Here is a 16299-nt window from a genome sequence, read left to right on the forward strand (position 1 = left end):
TCCCGCCTGAACCAGTGACCGGCGCGCTACGGCGTCAGTACCTGGCCCAACCTGCCCCCCGTCGACGTCCCCAACTGCGTCAGCCCGTAGTACGTCGACTTGGTCGTCGTGACCGTGCCGTTCGGGACCGGGACCCAGAGGAGGGTGCCGTTGCCGTTGTCCTCGCCCTCGGTGCCGATGGTGAGGTCGGCGTAGCCGTCGCCCGTGAGGTCGGTCAGTGAGACGGCGGAGCCGAACTTGTCGTCGGTCTCGGTGGCGCCGGGGACGTTGGGGGAGTCCTGGGAGAGGGACAGCGAGCCCGTGCCCGTCAGGCCGGAGGACGTGCCCTTGAGGAGCCAGACCGCGCCCGCGTTGGAGCGGTTCTTCCCGTCGCGGGTGATGTCCTCGTTCGGGGCGCCGGTCAGGACGTCCGCGTAGCCGTCGGCGTTGAAGTCCCCCACCGAGACGGAGGTGCCGAAGGCGTCGCCCGCCTCGGCGGCGCCCGCCACGCCGCTCGTGTCCTGGTGGATCGTCTTCATGCCGGTGGTGGTGAAGCCGGTGGACGATCCCAGGACCATCGTGACCTGGCCGCCCGCCTTGGCCCCGGACTCGGAGGTGTACGGCTGGCCGATGACGATGTCGTCGTAGCCGTCGCCGTTCATGTCGCCCGAGGCGATGGAGCGGCCGCCCTTGACGCTGAGGGTGGACACCTTGGTCAGACCCAGCGACTTGGAGCCCTTGAACCAGACGACCTTGCCGACGCCGGACGCGTCACGGTAGTTGAGGGCCACGTCCGCGTAGCCGTCCCGGTTGAAGTCACCGGTCGTGGCGTCGGCGTAGGCCAGGGAGCCGGTCACCGTCGTGAGGTCGCCCGCCACCTCGTGGCCGTCGTCGAAGCGGGCGGCCCAGTTGCCGCCGGTGCCGGTGGCCGCGGTGAAGACGTCGGCCCTGCCGTCGGAGTTGAAGTCGCCCACGGCCACGGTCGAGCCGAACTTCGCGCTGTTGGGGTTGTAGTCGTCGCCCAGCGCCATGGTGTCCGCGTCCGTGTCGAACTTCGGGCCGTACAGGATCGTCACCGCCCCCCGGTCCTTGTGCCCGGTGGTGTCGTCCTCGCCGGGCGCGCCGATCGCGAGGTCCGCGTAGCCGTCGCCGTTGATGTCGCCCCACGCGGTGGCCGCGCCCCACTGGTCGCCGGACTCCGCGGCGCCCGGGACACCCGGACTCGCCTGGTTGAGGCGGAGCTTCGACGAGGAGACGGGGGCGCCGGCGCCGCCCGGCACGAGGGTGATCCAGCCGCTGCCGGTCTCGGGTGTGGCGGCCACGAGGTCACTGACGCCGTCTCCCGTGTAGTCGGCGGTCGGCCCGCCGCCCGGACTGGCGACGGCGTACGTCACTACGCCCGACCCGCCCATCACGACGGCCCCCAGCGTCAGCCACGCTCTCCGCCTCATGCCGAGCGGCTTGTACGCGTGAGTCCTACGACGACTCATTCTCCCCACCCAAATCCCCGACCCCTGGAAAAGCCACACAAACAAACCGCCCGGCGTACGGGCAGCCCTCCATTGAGCACACAGGGAGGGCTTCACATCATCATCGAGAACACCAGATGTGTGCGACATCACCAGGAGATGACCTTCAGGTGACCGGTTCGTGCGACGCCTGGGGCCGCCGGGGAACTGTGACATTTCTGTGAGGCCCGACGCTGATGACCTTGGAGGGCGTGGGCGCGGCCGGATGTGACCACGTCCGGCCGGACCGGAGGACGCGGAACTCGATCTCGGTGCAAACGAGGACAGTGGTGGGCCAGCAAGGGGAACCCCGTCGTGTACAGGCGTACGACGGGGAGCTGGGGGCTGCGGTCGCGCGGGCCCAGGAGGGGGACGAGGCCGCCTTCGCCGTGGCGTACCGGATCGTCCAGCCGGGCCTGCTCGGCTATCTGAGGGGTCTGGTCGGCAACGACGCGGAGGATGTCGCGTCCGACGCGTGGCTGGAGATCGCGCGGGACCTCGGGCGGTTCAAGGGGGACGGCGCGGGCTTCCGCGGGTGGACCGCGACCATCGCCCGGCACCGGGCCCTGGACCATCTGCGCCGGCAGAAGGTACGACCCCGGGCGACCGCGCTGGAGAACGACGTCCTCGACCTGCCCGGCACCCACAGCACCTACGAGCAGGCCCTGGAGTCCCTCGCCACCCAGCACGCCCTGGAACTGGTGGCCCGGCTGCCTCGCGACCAGGCGGAAGCCGTGCTGCTGCGGGTGGTGGTCGGCCTGGACGGGCCCGCCGCCGCCCGCGTTCTGGGCAAGCGCCCGGGCGCGGTTCGTACCGCCGCTCACCGTGGCCTCAAACGCCTCGCGCGGCTGCTCGGCGGGGAGGGTGTGACGGATGAGGGCCCCCAGACGCTGGGGGAGTCGAGATGAACGGCGACGACAGGCTGCCGTCGGGTGGAGGTGACGTGGGCATGGGCGGACAACAGGGCGACAGCACGCCATCCGGCCACCACTTCGCGCGTCCCGGGGCGGACGCCCCGCGGGACTTCCCCACGGGCGGGGACTTCCCCACGGGCGGGGACTTCCCCACGGGCGCCTCGTCCGCCGCTGTGGACGTGCTCCTCGCCGCCGTGCGGGCCGGTCACGTGGACAGCGAGCGCGAGGCGCAGGCCGTCGCGGCGTTCCGGGCGGCACGCGCGCGGGGGGCCCACACGGCCCACACCCGGCGACGCGACGACTGGAGTCCCCACGTCGAGCGGCGGGCCGGGCGTTCGCTGCGGGCCACGCTCGCGGCGCTGCTGGCCAGCGTGACCCTCGGCGGAGTCGCCGTGGCCGCGATCGGCGTCTCGTCGGACAGCGACCGCGACGGCGAGGGGAACGGGCGCGGCGGCCCGTCGAGCCGTGCCCCCGAGCGGCCCACGGCCACGCCGTCGGAATCGGTCGGCGCGGTGGTGCCCACTCCGGGAGCTTCTCCGCCGGGCGTCCCCTCGGACCACCCCTCGCAGGCCAAGGACACCGAGGCCCACTGCCGTGCCTACGAGAAGGTCAAGCGGCGCGGCAAGGCCATGGAGGCCACCGCCTGGCGGCACCTGATCGACGCGGCGGGCGGCGAGGCGAACGTGCGCGCGTACTGCGCCGAGCAGTTGAGCGAGAGCGACGGCGACAACAACGGGCAGGGGCAGGGGCAGAGCCCGGGCCAGGGTCAGGGTCAGGGCAACAGCGCGGGCCCGTCAGCAGCGTCCAGCGCCGGGGGTGGCACGGGCGGCACCGGAGGCACTGGCGGCACGGGCGGTACCGGAGGCGCGGGCGACCCCGCCGCCTCCACGCGCGCCGCGACTCCCGAGACGGGGAAGTCCAAGAAGGACTAGCGTCCAGCGCCGGAAACATCCCGAAAGACCGGACAGTTCAGACAGTCCAGGAAGTCCGGGGAACTCGGGAAGTCCGAGTGGTCCAAGAAGTTCGGGAAGTCCAGGTAGTTCAGATAATCCAGGAAGTCCGGAAAGAAGTAAGGCCGGCGTGCTCGCAAGACCCCCGTACCTGCAAGACACCCGGCCAACTCCGCCGACGGCAACGGCCGGGGCCGCCACCCCCCACAGGAGAGGCCCCGGCCGTCGCACGGCACGGGCCGCGCGGCGACCCGTACTCTCTACAGCGCCGTGGGCTCGTTTTCTGTCACACCCCAGGGCATCACGAGTTAGTTGCAGGCTCGACGGACATGGACGGGGAGCGGTTTCAGGCCGTAACGTGCGTTTCGCGCCGGAGCGCGGGGGGCGGACGACCACCGCAACCACCTACGGCCTGTAAACCGCAACCATCAATTGAGGAACCACGACGGCGAGAACCGGATCCGCGAGAGCGGCGCCGGTTTAGGCGCAAAAAGGGGCGCGCGCAGGTGCTGGGGGACGACGCGGAGCTGACCGCCGCCGTACTTGCGGCACAGGACGGGGACGAGACCGCGTTCCGGACTGTGTACCGCGCGGTGCACCCAAGACTGCTCGGATACGTTCGGACACTGGTCGGCGACCCGGACGCGGAGGACGTCACCTCCGAGGCGTGGTTGCAGATAGCCAGGGACCTGGAGCGGTTCAGCGGGGACGCGGACCGGTTCCGGGGCTGGGCCGCCCGTATCGCCCGCAACCGCGCGCTCGACCTCATACGCATGCGCGGCCGGCGCCCGGCGATCGGTGGTGACGAGACCGAACTGACCGGAAAGGCCGGCGAGTCGGACACGGCGGGCGAGGCCATCGAGGCGCTCGCCACCGACCGCACGCTCTCACTGATAGCCCAGCTCCCGCAGGACCAGGCGGAGGCGGTCGTCCTGCGCGTCGTCGTGGGCCTCGACGCCAAGACGGCCGCCGAGACCCTGGGCAAGCGGCCCGGCGCCGTGCGCACCGCCGCCCACCGCGGACTGAAGCGGCTCGCGGAGCTGCTCGGCGCGGACCCGGAATCAACCGGTTCGCTCGACGCCGTACCCCCACAGAGAGAACCGCGGACACGCGCGGTGACGTCCGCCGGTGTGACGCATATCCGGTCGCGGACGCAGAAGGACATGTGATGGCCGACGAGCAGTACAAGTGGCTTGACCGCGACGCCGCGGAGAGCCTGCTGCGTGGTGAGCCGCTCGAAGCCGTCGATGCCGACGCCCGCACAGCCGTTGGCCGGCTCACCGGGGCCCTGGACGCACTGACCGCCGACCTTCCCTCCACGGATGCCGAACTCCCCGGCGAGGAAGCGGCGTTGGCCGCCTTCCGAAAAGCGCGTGCGGAGCGGGACGGCGAGGACACGACACTCTCCAGCCGTGGCCGTACGGATGCCACGGAGGGGTCCGCCGACGCCGGTCTGGTGCGGTTCGGGTGGCCTGAGCCGGAGGAGCGGCGGGCCCGCTGGGGCCGTCCCGTGCGGTTCGCGATGGCCGCGGCGCTGGCCGCCGGGATGCTCGGCGGGGTCGCCGTCGCGGCAGGAACCGGTGTCCTGCCGACTCCGTTCCGTGACGACCGGCCGGAGCCCGCCTCGACGGTGTCGGCTCCGGCGCCGCCGGACCGGCCGTTCGTGTCGCCGTCGCCCGAGTCCACCGCGAACGGGTCGTCCGGTGAACCGTCTCCCGGCGACGGCACGGGCCGAGCGAACCCCGGGGGCGCCCGGAACGATTCGGCCCACGGTGGTGACCGCTCCCAGCAGCCGGGCTCCAAGAATTCCGGGAAGGACTGGCAGGGCACCGGCCGCGGATGGCGCGGTGGGGCTCTCACGGCCTGCCGCGACATCAGGGACGGCAAGAACCTGGGTCTCGGCCGCATGCGCAACCTGGAGGACGCGGCGGGCGGCAAGAGCAAGGTGAAGCAGTACTGCGCGGCCATCCTGGGCAGCCAGGGCGGCCGCACCGGCACGGGCTCCTCGGGCAAGGCCGGCACCACCGGTAACGGCGGTACGGGCTCCGGCCAGGGCAACAACGGTCAAGGCAATGACGACCAAGGCAACAACGGTCAAGGCAACAACGGCCAGGGGAACAACGGCAAGGGCAACGGCGCCCAGGGCAAGGGCGGTAACGGCCAAGGGAACGACGACTAGCTCCGGCACCGTGCCCGGCGGCGACGGCCATCACGGCAACGGCCATTACGGCAGTGGCGGCCTCGTCAGCTCCTCTCCTCTGCCCCCGTCCTGACCTGCGATTTTGTGGCGCGGCAGAATTTTTTCCGGCCGGGTGTGACGTTTTCGGCTGCCGGAGCGCAGTACTCAGTGAGCCGACTGGTCATCGGCCGTCGCACAGAGCCGGGGTTCCCCCCGTACCCCAAGCTCAGTGCACATCGGCGCGGGCGGGACACGTTCCCCCGGTCCCGCCCGCGCCCGCACTTCCCTCGTATCCCCAGCGGATCACCAGTAGACGACGACCTTGTCCCCGGTCCGCACCTGCGCGAACAGCTCCGCTATCTTCGCCTCGTCGCGCACGTTGACGCAGCCGTGGGATGCCCCGTAGTAGCCGCGGGCCGCGAAGTCCGAGGAGTAGTGGACCGCCTGGCCGCCGCTGAAGAACATCGCGTACGGCATGGGAGTGTCGTAGAGCGTCGACCAGTGGTGGCGGGACTTGAAGGAGACGCTGAACACACCCTCGCGGGTCGGCGTGTACTCGGAGCCGAACCGCACCTCGACCGTCGACAGCGTCCGCCCGTCGATCATCCAGCGCAGGGTCCGGCTGGTCTTGCTGACGCACAGCACCCGGCCCGTCATGCACCGCGGATCGGGCTGGGCGGCCGACTGCCCGCCGAACGCGTACAGCTCCCACTTGGTCGGCTCCCGGGTCATGGCCAGCAGCCGCGCCCAGGTCACGCTGTCGGTCGCGCCCGTCCGTGGCAGCCCGCGCTTTCCCTGGAAGCCCTTCACGGCCTGGACGGTCAGGTCGTCGTACACGCCGGTGGGCCCGTCGAAGAGCCAGGCGACCTGCCGCAGCCGGGCCTGTATCTCACGTATGCCAAGGCCCTTGTCGCCCCGGTGCCAGAGGACCTGGGGCCGGGGAGCGGAGGGAAGCGGGGGAGGCGAGGAGGCCGAGGTGGTCGGCGGTTTCCCGCCGTTCCCGTTCCCGTTCCCGTTCCTGCTTCCGATCCCGCTCCCGTCCCCGTTGTCGCTCTTCTCGCTTCCCCCGCCCTTCTGGTCCGTACCGGCATCGTCGCCGTTCTCGCCGCTTCCCCGGGCTCCGTCCGGCGTGGCCGTGATGTCGATGCGTATCGGCTGGCGCCGGCCGTTCTCCACGTCCACCGACTGGGCCGTGCATCCGCCGACCGCGACGAGCGCCGCCAGCACGGCCACCGGTCTCCGCATGCCCCTGATACGCATACCGGCCCCCCAGCCGTCTCACCGTGCCCCGGGATCCCGCTCGATGTCCGGTTGTGCCCCTTGAGATGTTCCCCTGAGATGTTCCCCGTTCGTGACCGGTCGCGAACCCGCGACATTGTGGGGAACGAGCAGGGGGCGGACCCTTGTGAGCAAGGTCCCAGCGTGGGCCCCTCCACCGGGAGCACGGCCGCCGCTACAGTCCGTCAGCGAGGGTCGTCGTACCAGCGGGTAACCAAGCAACGCGGAGGCACACCATGGCGCGCGAGTCGGAGTCCGGACTGCCCATCGAGCCCGTGTACGGTCCGGACGCCCTGGAAGGCTGGGATCCGGCTCAGAAGCTGGGCGAGCCGGGGGCGTACCCCTTCACGCGCGGCGTCTATCCGTCGATGTACACCGGACGGCCGTGGACGATGCGCCAGTACGCCGGGTTCGGGACGGCGACCGAGTCCAACGCCCGCTACAAGCAGCTCATCGCCAACGGCACCATGGGTCTGTCGGTCGCCTTCGACCTGCCCACCCAGATGGGCCACGACTCCGACGCCCCGATCGCGCACGGCGAGGTCGGCAAGGTGGGCGTGGCGATCGACTCGGTCGACGACATGCGGGTGCTGTTCGGCGGGATCCCGCTGGACAAGGTGTCGACCTCGATGACGATCAACGCCCCGGCCGCGCTGCTGCTGCTCCTCTACCAACTGGTGGCCGAGGAGCAGGGTGTCAGCGCGGACAAGCTGACCGGCACGATCCAGAACGACGTGCTGAAGGAGTACATCGCGCGCGGGACGTACATCTTCCCGCCCAAGCCCTCGCTCCGTCTGATCGCCGACATCTTCAAGTACTGCAGGGCCGAGATCCCGAAGTGGAACACGATCTCGATCTCCGGCTACCACATGGCGGAGGCGGGCGCGACTCCCGCGCAGGAGATCGCGTTCACCCTCGCCGACGGCATCGAGTACGTCCGCACGGCGGTGGCGGCGGGCATGGACGTCGACGACTTCGCGCCCCGGCTCTCCTTCTTCTTCGTGGCCCGCACGACCATCCTCGAAGAGGTCGCCAAGTTCCGTGCGGCCCGGCGGATCTGGGCGCGGGTGATGCGAGAGGAGTTCGGCGCGAAGAACCCCAAGTCGCTGATGCTGCGCTTCCACACCCAGACGGCCGGCGTGCAGCTGACCGCCCAGCAGCCGGAGGTGAACCTGGTCCGGGTCGCCGTCCAGGGACTGGCGGCGGTCCTCGGCGGCACCCAGTCGCTGCACACGAACTCCTTCGACGAGGCCATCGCGCTCCCCACGGACAAGAGCGCGCGGCTGGCGCTCCGTACCCAGCAGGTCCTCGCCCACGAGACGGACGTGACCGCGACCGTCGACCCCTTCGCGGGCTCCTACGTCATCGAGAAGATGACCGACGACGTCGAGGCCGCGGCCGTGGAGCTGATGACGAAGGTCGAGGACCTCGGCGGCGCGGTCGACGCGATCGAGCGGGGCTTCCAGAAGAACGAGATCGAGCGCAGCGCCTACCGGATCGCCCAGGAGACGGACTCGGGCGAGCGCGTGGTCGTGGGCGTCAACCGCTTCCAGCTCGACGAGGAGGAGCCGTACGAGCCGCTGCGCGTCGACCCGGCCATCGAGGCTCAGCAGGCCGAACGGCTGGCCAAGCTTCGTGCCGAGCGTGACCAGCCGGCCGTCGACGCGGCCCTCGCCGACCTGAAGAAGGCCGCCGAGGGCACGGACAACGTCCTCTACCCGATGAAGGAGGCCCTGCGGGCGCGGGCGACCGTGGGCGAGGTGTGCAACGCCCTGCGCGAGGTGTGGGGGACCTACGTGCCGAGCGATGTGTTCTGAGTAGCGCGGTCGCGTCGGGTGCGCTCTCCTGCGGTGACGGTCAGGCCTTGCTCGGGTGCCCGTTCGCCCGGGCCCTGCGTATGGCCCGGGTGACGACGGGCGGTAGGAGGTCCACGGCGAGCCGGCGGGCGCGGCTGCGTCGAGGGCGGGGGCGCGGGGCCGCCGACTCGGGGCGAGGAGCTGGGGCGGGAGCGGGAGCGGGAGCCGGAGGCTCCGGGGTCTCCGGGGTCTCCGGGGTCTCCTCGTAGTGCCTGGAGTGCGGGAACGGCGGGGCGGACATCCCTTTGGACTTGAGGCGGATGATGCGGTGGCCCGCCGCCGGCTGGACGCTCAGATGGCAGTCGCCGCGCTCCCGCAGCATGGCCAGGAGCTCCTCCTGTACGGGCTCCGGGTCGTCCCAGGTGCCGTACAGCTTCTGGGTGCTGAGGCAGATGGGCCGCAGCCCGCGGTTGAGCACCGCCTCCCACGCGGCGATGGACACGCCGGGCGTGTGCTCCGAGCGGAAGTCGTCCAGGACCACGATGCCCTCGGGGAGCATGGTGTCGTGGGCCGCGCCGATGTCCCCGTACACGTGCTCGTACAGGTGCGAGCCGTCGATGTGGACGAAACGGCAGGAACGGGGGTCGACCTCGTCCGGGACGATCGAGCTCGGGCCCTGGAGGACGCGCGGCAGCTCGTCGTGGAAGGAGAGGTAGTTCTCCTCGAAGATCTGCCGGGTCAGCCGGGAGTACGACTTGTTCGCCTCGGCCCGGTTCGCGTCGTCCGGCGCGTCGCCCTCGAAGAGGTCGCACACCGTGTACTGCTCGCCCTTCTGCCGGTGGTGCCCCAGGAGGATCGCGCTTCTGCCCATGTACACGCCGACTTCGAGAAGGTCTCCGCGGGTTTCGCGGGCCTCCTGCCGGTCCAGGAACCAGGTGAACAGCATCTGGTCGAGTACGGGGAACCAGCCGGGGACATCGGCGAGTTCGCGGGGCGGTCGGGTCATGCCTGGTGCAACGGTCATGAGGCGAAAACACTCTCTCGCGTGGGCGTGACGTGCTGGCGTTACCGGGGCGGGACCGAACAGTCGTTGGAACCTATGAGACGTCTGTGGTGCGGTCAAGGAATGCTGCGCTGCTCACCCGTGTGAGGCTCCTCAAACGACGGGCGAGATGAATTCCGCGGAAACTCCCCGATAATCACCGATGGATTCCCGGAGGCGTCCCCAAGGCGGCGTCCCGGAGAAGTCGGCGATTGCCGGGGAATTCCCGCGGAGATCCGTCAGGAGCCCCCTAGTCGCGGCTGCGCTCCAGCGATCTCTTCAGCGCGGGCCCCAGTCGTACCTCCACCCCGCGGTGCAGCGCCCATGCGAGGACCAGCATCCCCAGCAGGGTGAGCCCGAGCGTGGCGCCCGACGACAGGCCCAGGCCCTGGTGCAGGACATCCACGGAGACCCAGCCCAGGTGCTCGTGGACCAGATAGAACGGATACGTCAGCGCGCCCGCCACCGTCAGCCAGGACCAGTTGATCCGGTTCAGCCAGCCGAGGGCGATCGCCGCCACCGCCGCGAAACCCAGCGTGACGACGAGGACGATGCCGTACGACGTGCGGGAGGAGAAGGCGTCCGGGTTGGGGGCGTGCCACAACTCCTGGACCGCGTAATGCTGGCCGATCAGCCAGCTGACCATCACGATGCCCCATGCGTACACATCACGCCGGTCGCGGTGGACCAGGTAGAGGCCCATGCCGCCGATGAAGAACGGCGCGTACTCGGGCATCAGCACGGTGTCCAGCAGCGGCTCGTTCGCCGACTGGGCGATGGCGGCCGCGAGGGTCCAGCACGCGCAGAACATGATCACGCGTCTGCGGGTCACGCCCGGCAGGACCACGCACAGGGCGAACAGTACGTAGAAGCGGACCTCCGCCCACAGCGTCCAGCAGACGCCCAGCACCCGGTCCACGCCCAGGGGCTGTTGCAGCATGGTCAGGTTCAGGAGCGCGTCGCTCGGCGAGACCGCCTTGTACGCGACCGTCGGCAGCGCGAACACCACCGTCACCAGGATCACCGCCGCCCAGTACGCGGGCAGCAGCCGGGAGGCGCGGGAGACGAAGAAGGACCGCAGCGGCCGGCCCCAGCCGCTCATGCAGATCACGAAGCCGCTGATCACGAAGAAGATCTGCACGCCGAGGCAGCCGTAGGAGAACCACTCGTGCAGTGTGGGGAACTGCTGTTTGGACGAGGTGCCCCACGCCTGGGATATCTCGCCGTCACGGCCGCCGTAGTGATAGGCGGCGACCATCAGGGCGGCGATCAGGCGCAGCCCGTCGAGGGCGCGCAGGCGTGGGGCGGCGGCCCGACGGGTGGTGCGGGGCGGGACGCGGACCGTGTCCGGTCCCGCTCTCCGCGAGGGGTCACCCGGCCGGATGCCCGGCCGTGGTGCTCCTATGGGGTTCGTTTCCTGTGAGGACGAGGTGGGGGGTGCTGTCTTCGCAGGTGTATTCATCAGATCAACCGAGCGTCGCCCTCTTCAATGACCGGGCGCGACGGGCGACTCTTCGGACCGTCGCGTTGCGGGGGATGAATGCCAGTTGTGACGGGACCGCGCCGGGCAGGGCCAGCGAGGTGAGGCGGCGGCGCTTGAAGTAGCGCCAGGTGTGCTGGTTCAGCCGGTCCGTCAGGTAGCGCTCGACCTCCGGCCGCAGCTCCGGGTAGATCTTCGGCTGCATCGCGAAGCCGACGGCCCGCACGAGACCGGTCAGCTCCTCCGCGTCGAGCCCCTGCTTCTGCTCGGTCACCGCGGCGCGGTCCGTCAGCTCCGGCAGCAGGGCGTCCACGATGGTGACGGGGACGCGGTTGCTGTTCTCGTACGGCGTCAGGCGCTCCAGCAGGGTCTCCGTGCCGATGCGGGCGACCGGCAGACCGTACAGCGCGGACGCGGTGAGCAGTGCCGTGGAGAAGCAGCCGACGACCAGGGCGGGCCGCATCCGCTGGTAGAGCACCTCGGCGAGGACCGGCGTGTCGACCACCGTCAGATCGGCGCCGAGCTTCTCCGCCTCCTTCTCCAGGCCGCGCGACCAGCGGGCCGGGGCGCTGGGGTGCGGCTTGAACACCACGCGGGTGTGACCCAGCTTGACGGCGCCCTTCAGCATCCGTACGTGCAGGTCCTCCTCCTCGGTGGCGGTGAGGATGCCGAGCGCGGAGAGGTACTGGCCGAGCAGCAGCGCGGGCTCGTCGACGGCGGGCAGCGCGTCGCCGGTGTCCTCAAGCTCGGCGAGCACCTTCGAGAACGCGTCCGTGGGGACGATCTCGGGCTCCACATCGAACTCGGTGAGCAGCAGCGGCGTCAGACCCGGCACGAGGTCCAGGTGCAGCAGCCGGGTCACGCGGGTGCCGACCAGCGGGTCGATCTTGTTACGGGTGGGGCCGTAACTCATCAGGCCGTCCGCGTACACGGTGACCGGCGCGCCCATGAAGATCTGCGCGATGCCGAGCGCCGGCTGCACCTGGATGGACTCCACGGCCAGCTCGATGTCGTCGTCGCCCAGGTTCCAGGCGAGCCGCAGGTGCCGCTCCCACAGCGGGGCGTCGTCCTGGCGGGGCTGCCAGCCGCCGGGGTGGAAGGGGGAGATGGTCTCGTTCCACGAGATCACGTCGTCGAACCGGCCGCGCAGCCGCTCGAAGCCGGGCATCTCGTCCAGCGAGGGCGAGGTCTCGGGCGTCGACGCGTTGTTGGAGACCAGCAGGATCCGCCGGTCCGCGGGCCCGAAGCAGTCGGTGTCCAGCGCGGCGGCGAGCGTGGCCGTGCCGTACAGGGTGGAGGAGAGGAAGATCTGGGTGGTCACGCGGCCACCCCCGCGGCGGCGGGACGGCGGCGCAGCCGGCGCAGCCTCGTCGCGCGCTGGACGTCCATGGAGTCGAGGGCCTCGTCGAGCACGTCCTGCGGCATGCGCCGCAGCGCACCGGCGCTCATCGCCTTCAGTTTCCGTGCCACCTGTGGCTCGAACCTTTCGATGGATCCCAGATGATGGGAAATGATCGCGCAGTACGTGCGCACGGCCTTCGGGAGGAGTTTCGACGCGTCCGGGTCGGCGGCGGTTTCCGTGATGACCTGGTCGAACGCGCGAATGAAGTCGAGCTGCCGTACGTCCCCGATCTGGGTCAGCGAGGACGCCACCCCGCGCCGGTAGTAGACGCCGAGCAGCCCCACCACGGCCATGGACTCGGCCTCCCGGTGGAGCTTCCAGATCCACGGCCGGTCCTCAGCGGTGCGCAGACCGTCCGTGAAGTGCAGCAGTCCGCGGTCGACCAGCCGGCGGTGGTAGACGCCGGCCCACGCGTACGCGTAGTCGACGGACGTGGACCGGTCGGCGGGCAGGATGATGTCCCGCGGCCGCAGTACGACCCCCCGCCGGCCGTGCGGCACCCGGTGGATGGAGCGCGCCCGCGCGGTGCACTGGACGTGGTCCGTGCGGACGAAGTCGACGCCCAGGTCCTCGATTGCGGCGAGGAGCTGCGGGTAGTAGCCGGGGGCGAGCCAGTCGTCCCCGTCGAGGAACGTGAGGTACTCGCCGCGCGCCTTGTCGATCCCGGTGTTGCGGGCGGTTGCCAGTCCTCCGTTCTTCTCGTGTCTGACATACACCGCGCCCGGGAGCTCGCGCTCCGCACGCGCGAGAATGTCCGGGGTTTCGTCGCGCGAGCAGTCGTCGACGAGAATGAATTCGAAGTCGTCCCGCGCGTTGGCGCGCAGGCTCTTCAGGGTGTCGGGCGCGTATTGCTGCACGTTGTAGAACGGCACGATGACGGAGAGCTTGACCACGTGCCCGACGTTAGGGGGCGGCCCGGCATTCGTCTTGACTCCCGGCTTGATGCCAGGTGAACGACACGTGGCGGTACCGTGAACCAGGCGATATTCCGCGCCGATCATGGCCTGATTCGCCATTCGTCGACGCGCTGTTAACCGTTTGTTGGATTCTGGTTGGGCTGCGGGGCGAAATGGCTTCCTAGCGTCTTCGGCGTGCCAGCAAGTACCAGGAAGACCCTGCGGATCGCCGTTCTCGCGGATTCCGACACCCGGTGGAAATGGGGCGCGCTCACCGCGAACCGTCTCGCTCCGGATGACTCGGACATCCGTCTGGACGGCTACCTCCTGCGGGGCCGTGCCACCCCCACGGCCCGCCAGCTCGAAGAAGTCGGCGTCCGCGCGGACTCGCTCCGCGAGGTCACCGGCGTCGAGTTCCTGCGGGTGATGGGCGGGGCGGCCGACGACGAGGAGCCGCCGTACGACCTCGTCGTGCTCTCCCTCGTCGGGGGCGGCGTCCAGGCGATGCTGCACGGACTGAGGAACGCCTGGGGCGCGCGGACCCGGCGGCCCGTCGTCGTCACCGGCTACGTCGGTGTCGTCTACGAGAAGCTCGCCGACGGCCTGCTGCTGCGGCACGGCGCGGACCTCGTCCTCGCCAACTCCCGCCAGGACGCGGACCGGTTCCGGGCCGTGTACGAGGGAGTGGGCGCCGACGCCTCGTCGGTGACCGAGGTGGCCCTGCCCTTCCTGGGGGGCGCCCCGTACACCAAGCACGACCCCTACACCGTTGTCTTCGCTGCCCAGCCCTCCGTGCCGGACAGCCGCAAGGACCGCACGTACCTGCTGAACCGGCTGGTCCAGCACGCCAGGCTGCACCCCGAGCGCGAGGTGTTACTGAAACTGCGCTCCAAGCCGGGCGAGCACACCACGCACATCGAGGAACTGCCGTACCAGAAGCTGGCCCAGCGGCTCGACCTGCCGGACAACTTCCGCCTGGTGTACGGCAACATGGGCGAGGTCCTCGACCGGACCGACCTGCTGGTCACGGTCAGCTCCACGGCCGCCCTGGAGTCCCTGCACCGCCGTATCCCCACCGTGGTCCTCACCGACCTGGGGATCCGCGAGGCGCTGGGCAACCACCACTTCGTGGGCTCCGGCTGCCTCGCCTCCTGGGACCAGCTCGACGCCGGGCACGAGCCGTCGCCCGACGCCGCGTGGGTCACCCGCCAGGGGGTCGCCGCCTACGGGTCGTACGAGACGGCCTTCGACACGGCGCGCGCCCGCATCGGCAAGCTGCTCGCCGCCGAGCTCCCGCCCCTCGACCCGTACTACACGCCCGTCACCGCGCCCGGCTACCTGCCCGGCATCCTCGCCCGCCACCACCTCGGCCCGGACGGCGCACCGCTGCCCGGGGCCCCCGTCGCCGACAAGGAGCCCAGCCCCGTACGGCAGATCGTGCGCCGGGCGGCACGCGGCGCGTACCGGCACGGGGTGCAGCGGGTGGCACCCGTCATCCGGCGGATGGGGGAGCTGTGAGCGTGCCCGCGTATGCCGTGAACCCGTCGCAAGGAGTACATCCCATGCCCAACCCGGAAGCGGGCCCGGCTGCTTCGGCACGCCGCGTGCTCGCCGTGATCCCCGCGCGCGGCGGCTCCAAGGGCGTCCCCGCGAAGAACCTCGCCCCGGTCGGCGGCGTCCCGCTGGTCGCCCGCGCCGTGCGCGAGTGCCGGGCCGCCCGGCTGGTGACGGACGTCGTGGTCTCCACCGACGACCAGGCCATCGCGGCCGCCGCCCGTGAGGCCGGCGCCGAGGTCGTGCTGCGCCCGGCCGCCATCGCGGGTGACACCGCCACCTCCGAGGCCGCGGTCCTGCACGCGGTGGACGCGCACGAAGCCCGCCACGGCGCTTCGGTGGACGTCGTCCTGCTGGTCCAGTGCACCAGCCCGTTCATCGTCCGCGAGGACATCGACGGTGTCGCGGCCGCGATCGTCGAGAACGGCGCCGACACCGCCCTCACTGTCGCCCCCTTCCACGGGTTCATCTGGCGGGACGCCGCCGACGACCCCTCGGTCGTCGAGCCCGCCCGTACGGGAGCCGTGGGTGGCACGACGACGGTCACCCACTCCACGGACACCGACGGCGGCTACGGCGTCAACCACGACAAGTCGTTCCGCCCCCGCCGCCAGGACCGCCCCCAGGACCTCCTGGAGACCGGTGCCGCCTACGCGATGGACGCGGCCGGTCTGCGCAAGCACCAGCACCGCTTCTTCGGCCGTACGGAACTCGTGCGCACCGACCCCGCGCGGGTCCTGGAGATCGACGACCCGCACGACCTGGCCCGCGCCCGCGCGCTGGCTCCCCTCTTCGACGCGGACCTCCCCGGTTCGCTGCCGACCGCTCAGGATGTCGACGCGGTCGTCCTCGACTTCGACGGCACCCAGACCGACGACCGGGTGCTGATCGACTCCGAGGGACGGGAGTTCGTCTCCGTGCACCGCGGGGACGGCCTCGGCATCGCGGCCCTCCGCAAGAGCGGCCTGAAGATGCTGGTCCTGTCCACGGAACAGAACCCTGTGGTCGCCGCCCGGGCCCGGAAGCTCAAGATTCCGGTCCTCCACGGCATCGACCGCAAGGACCTCGCACTGAAGCAGTGGTGCGAGGAGCAGGGCATCGCGCCTGAGCGCGTGCTCTACGTCGGCAACGACGTCAACGACCTCCCGTGCTTCGCCCTCGTCGGCTGGCCCGTGGCGGTCGCGAGCGCCCACGACGTCGTGCGCGGCGCCGCACGCGCGGTCACCACCGTCCCCGGTGGCGACGGCGCGATCCGAGAGATCGCCGGCTGGATCCTCGGACCCTCTCTCGACTCTCTCGACCCTCTCGACAAGTAAGGAAC

At 70.8% G+C, this 16299-nt stretch carries 13 protein-coding genes; 7 read left to right on the forward strand and 6 right to left on the reverse strand.

The features are described from left to right. Positions 1–26: 26 nt before the first annotated feature. Positions 27–1430, reverse strand: a complete 1404-nt coding sequence (locus tag E0500_RS14195) for an FG-GAP-like repeat-containing protein (RefSeq protein WP_258572771.1) — start codon at positions 1428–1430, stop codon at positions 27–29. Between the two features lie 347 nt (positions 1431–1777). Between E0500_RS14195 and E0500_RS14200 the strand changes: the two genes are divergently transcribed. From E0500_RS14200 to E0500_RS14215, 4 genes are all read left to right on the forward strand, one after another. Further along, positions 1778–2395 (forward strand): RNA polymerase sigma factor, encoded by a 618-nt coding sequence (locus E0500_RS14200; protein ID WP_165935010.1) that lies wholly within the window; start codon positions 1778–1780, stop codon positions 2393–2395. Continuing rightward, positions 2392–3333 (forward strand): hypothetical protein, encoded by a 942-nt coding sequence (locus E0500_RS14205; protein WP_165935009.1) that lies wholly within the window; start codon positions 2392–2394, stop codon positions 3331–3333. Before E0500_RS14200 ends, E0500_RS14205 begins: the two co-directional genes overlap by 4 nt. A 524-nt stretch (positions 3334–3857) precedes the next feature. Then, positions 3858–4520 carry an RNA polymerase sigma factor gene (locus E0500_RS14210; RefSeq protein WP_131563900.1) on the forward strand — a complete coding sequence of 221 codons (663 nt, stop codon included), beginning with the start codon at positions 3858–3860 and terminating at the stop codon, positions 4518–4520. Further along, positions 4520–5530: a hypothetical protein gene (locus E0500_RS14215; protein WP_258572772.1), complete on the forward strand. Its 1011-nt coding sequence runs from the start codon at positions 4520–4522 to the stop codon at positions 5528–5530. Before E0500_RS14210 ends, E0500_RS14215 begins: the two co-directional genes overlap by 1 nt. 303 nt (positions 5531–5833) lie before the next feature. Here the strand turns inward: E0500_RS14215 and E0500_RS14220 are convergent, their stop codons facing one another. Further along, positions 5834–6790: a L,D-transpeptidase family protein gene (locus E0500_RS14220; protein ID WP_181586992.1), complete on the reverse strand. Its 957-nt coding sequence runs from the start codon at positions 6788–6790 to the stop codon at positions 5834–5836. A 254-nt stretch (positions 6791–7044) separates the two neighbouring features. Here E0500_RS14220 and E0500_RS14225 point away from each other — a divergent pair, with 254 nt between their 5' ends. Further along, the gene (locus tag E0500_RS14225) at positions 7045–8625 is read left to right on the forward strand and encodes a methylmalonyl-CoA mutase (protein WP_131563899.1); all 1581 of its coding nucleotides are present in this window, start codon (positions 7045–7047) and stop codon (positions 8623–8625) included. 40 nt (positions 8626–8665) lie between these two features. On the opposite strand, the gene E0500_RS14230 is transcribed toward E0500_RS14225, so the two are convergent. From E0500_RS14230 to E0500_RS14245, 4 genes are all read right to left on the reverse strand, one after another. Next, positions 8666–9628, reverse strand: a complete 963-nt coding sequence (locus E0500_RS14230) for a class I SAM-dependent methyltransferase (RefSeq protein WP_181586993.1) — start codon at positions 9626–9628, stop codon at positions 8666–8668. Positions 9629–9896: 268 nt separating this feature from the next. Then, a complete protein-coding gene (locus E0500_RS14235; RefSeq protein ID WP_131564495.1) occupies positions 9897–11108 on the reverse strand; it encodes an acyltransferase in 1212 nt (403 codons plus the stop codon). 4 nt (positions 11109–11112) lie between these two features. Then, a complete protein-coding gene (locus tag E0500_RS14240) occupies positions 11113–12447 on the reverse strand; it encodes an alpha-2,8-polysialyltransferase family protein (protein WP_131564497.1) in 1335 nt (444 codons plus the stop codon). Next, on the reverse strand, positions 12444–13421 hold the full coding sequence (locus tag E0500_RS14245; protein WP_131564499.1) for a glycosyltransferase family 2 protein: 978 nt from the start codon (positions 13419–13421) through the stop codon (positions 12444–12446). The genes E0500_RS14240 and E0500_RS14245 overlap by 4 nt, the downstream gene beginning before the upstream one ends. A gap of 198 nt (positions 13422–13619) precedes the next feature. Here E0500_RS14245 and E0500_RS14250 point away from each other — a divergent pair, with 198 nt between their 5' ends. Both E0500_RS14250 and E0500_RS14255 read left to right on the forward strand, forming a co-directional pair. Then, on the forward strand, positions 13620–14942 hold the full coding sequence (locus E0500_RS14250; RefSeq protein WP_131564501.1) for a DUF6716 putative glycosyltransferase: 1323 nt from the start codon (positions 13620–13622) through the stop codon (positions 14940–14942). 44 nt (positions 14943–14986) lie between these two features. Continuing rightward, positions 14987–16294: an N-acylneuraminate cytidylyltransferase gene (locus tag E0500_RS14255; protein ID WP_131564503.1), complete on the forward strand. Its 1308-nt coding sequence runs from the start codon at positions 14987–14989 to the stop codon at positions 16292–16294. Positions 16295–16299 lie beyond the last annotated feature (5 nt).

Source organism: Streptomyces sp. KM273126 (assembly GCF_004337435.2).
Lineage (GTDB): Bacteria > Actinomycetota > Actinomycetes > Streptomycetales > Streptomycetaceae > Streptomyces > Streptomyces acidicola.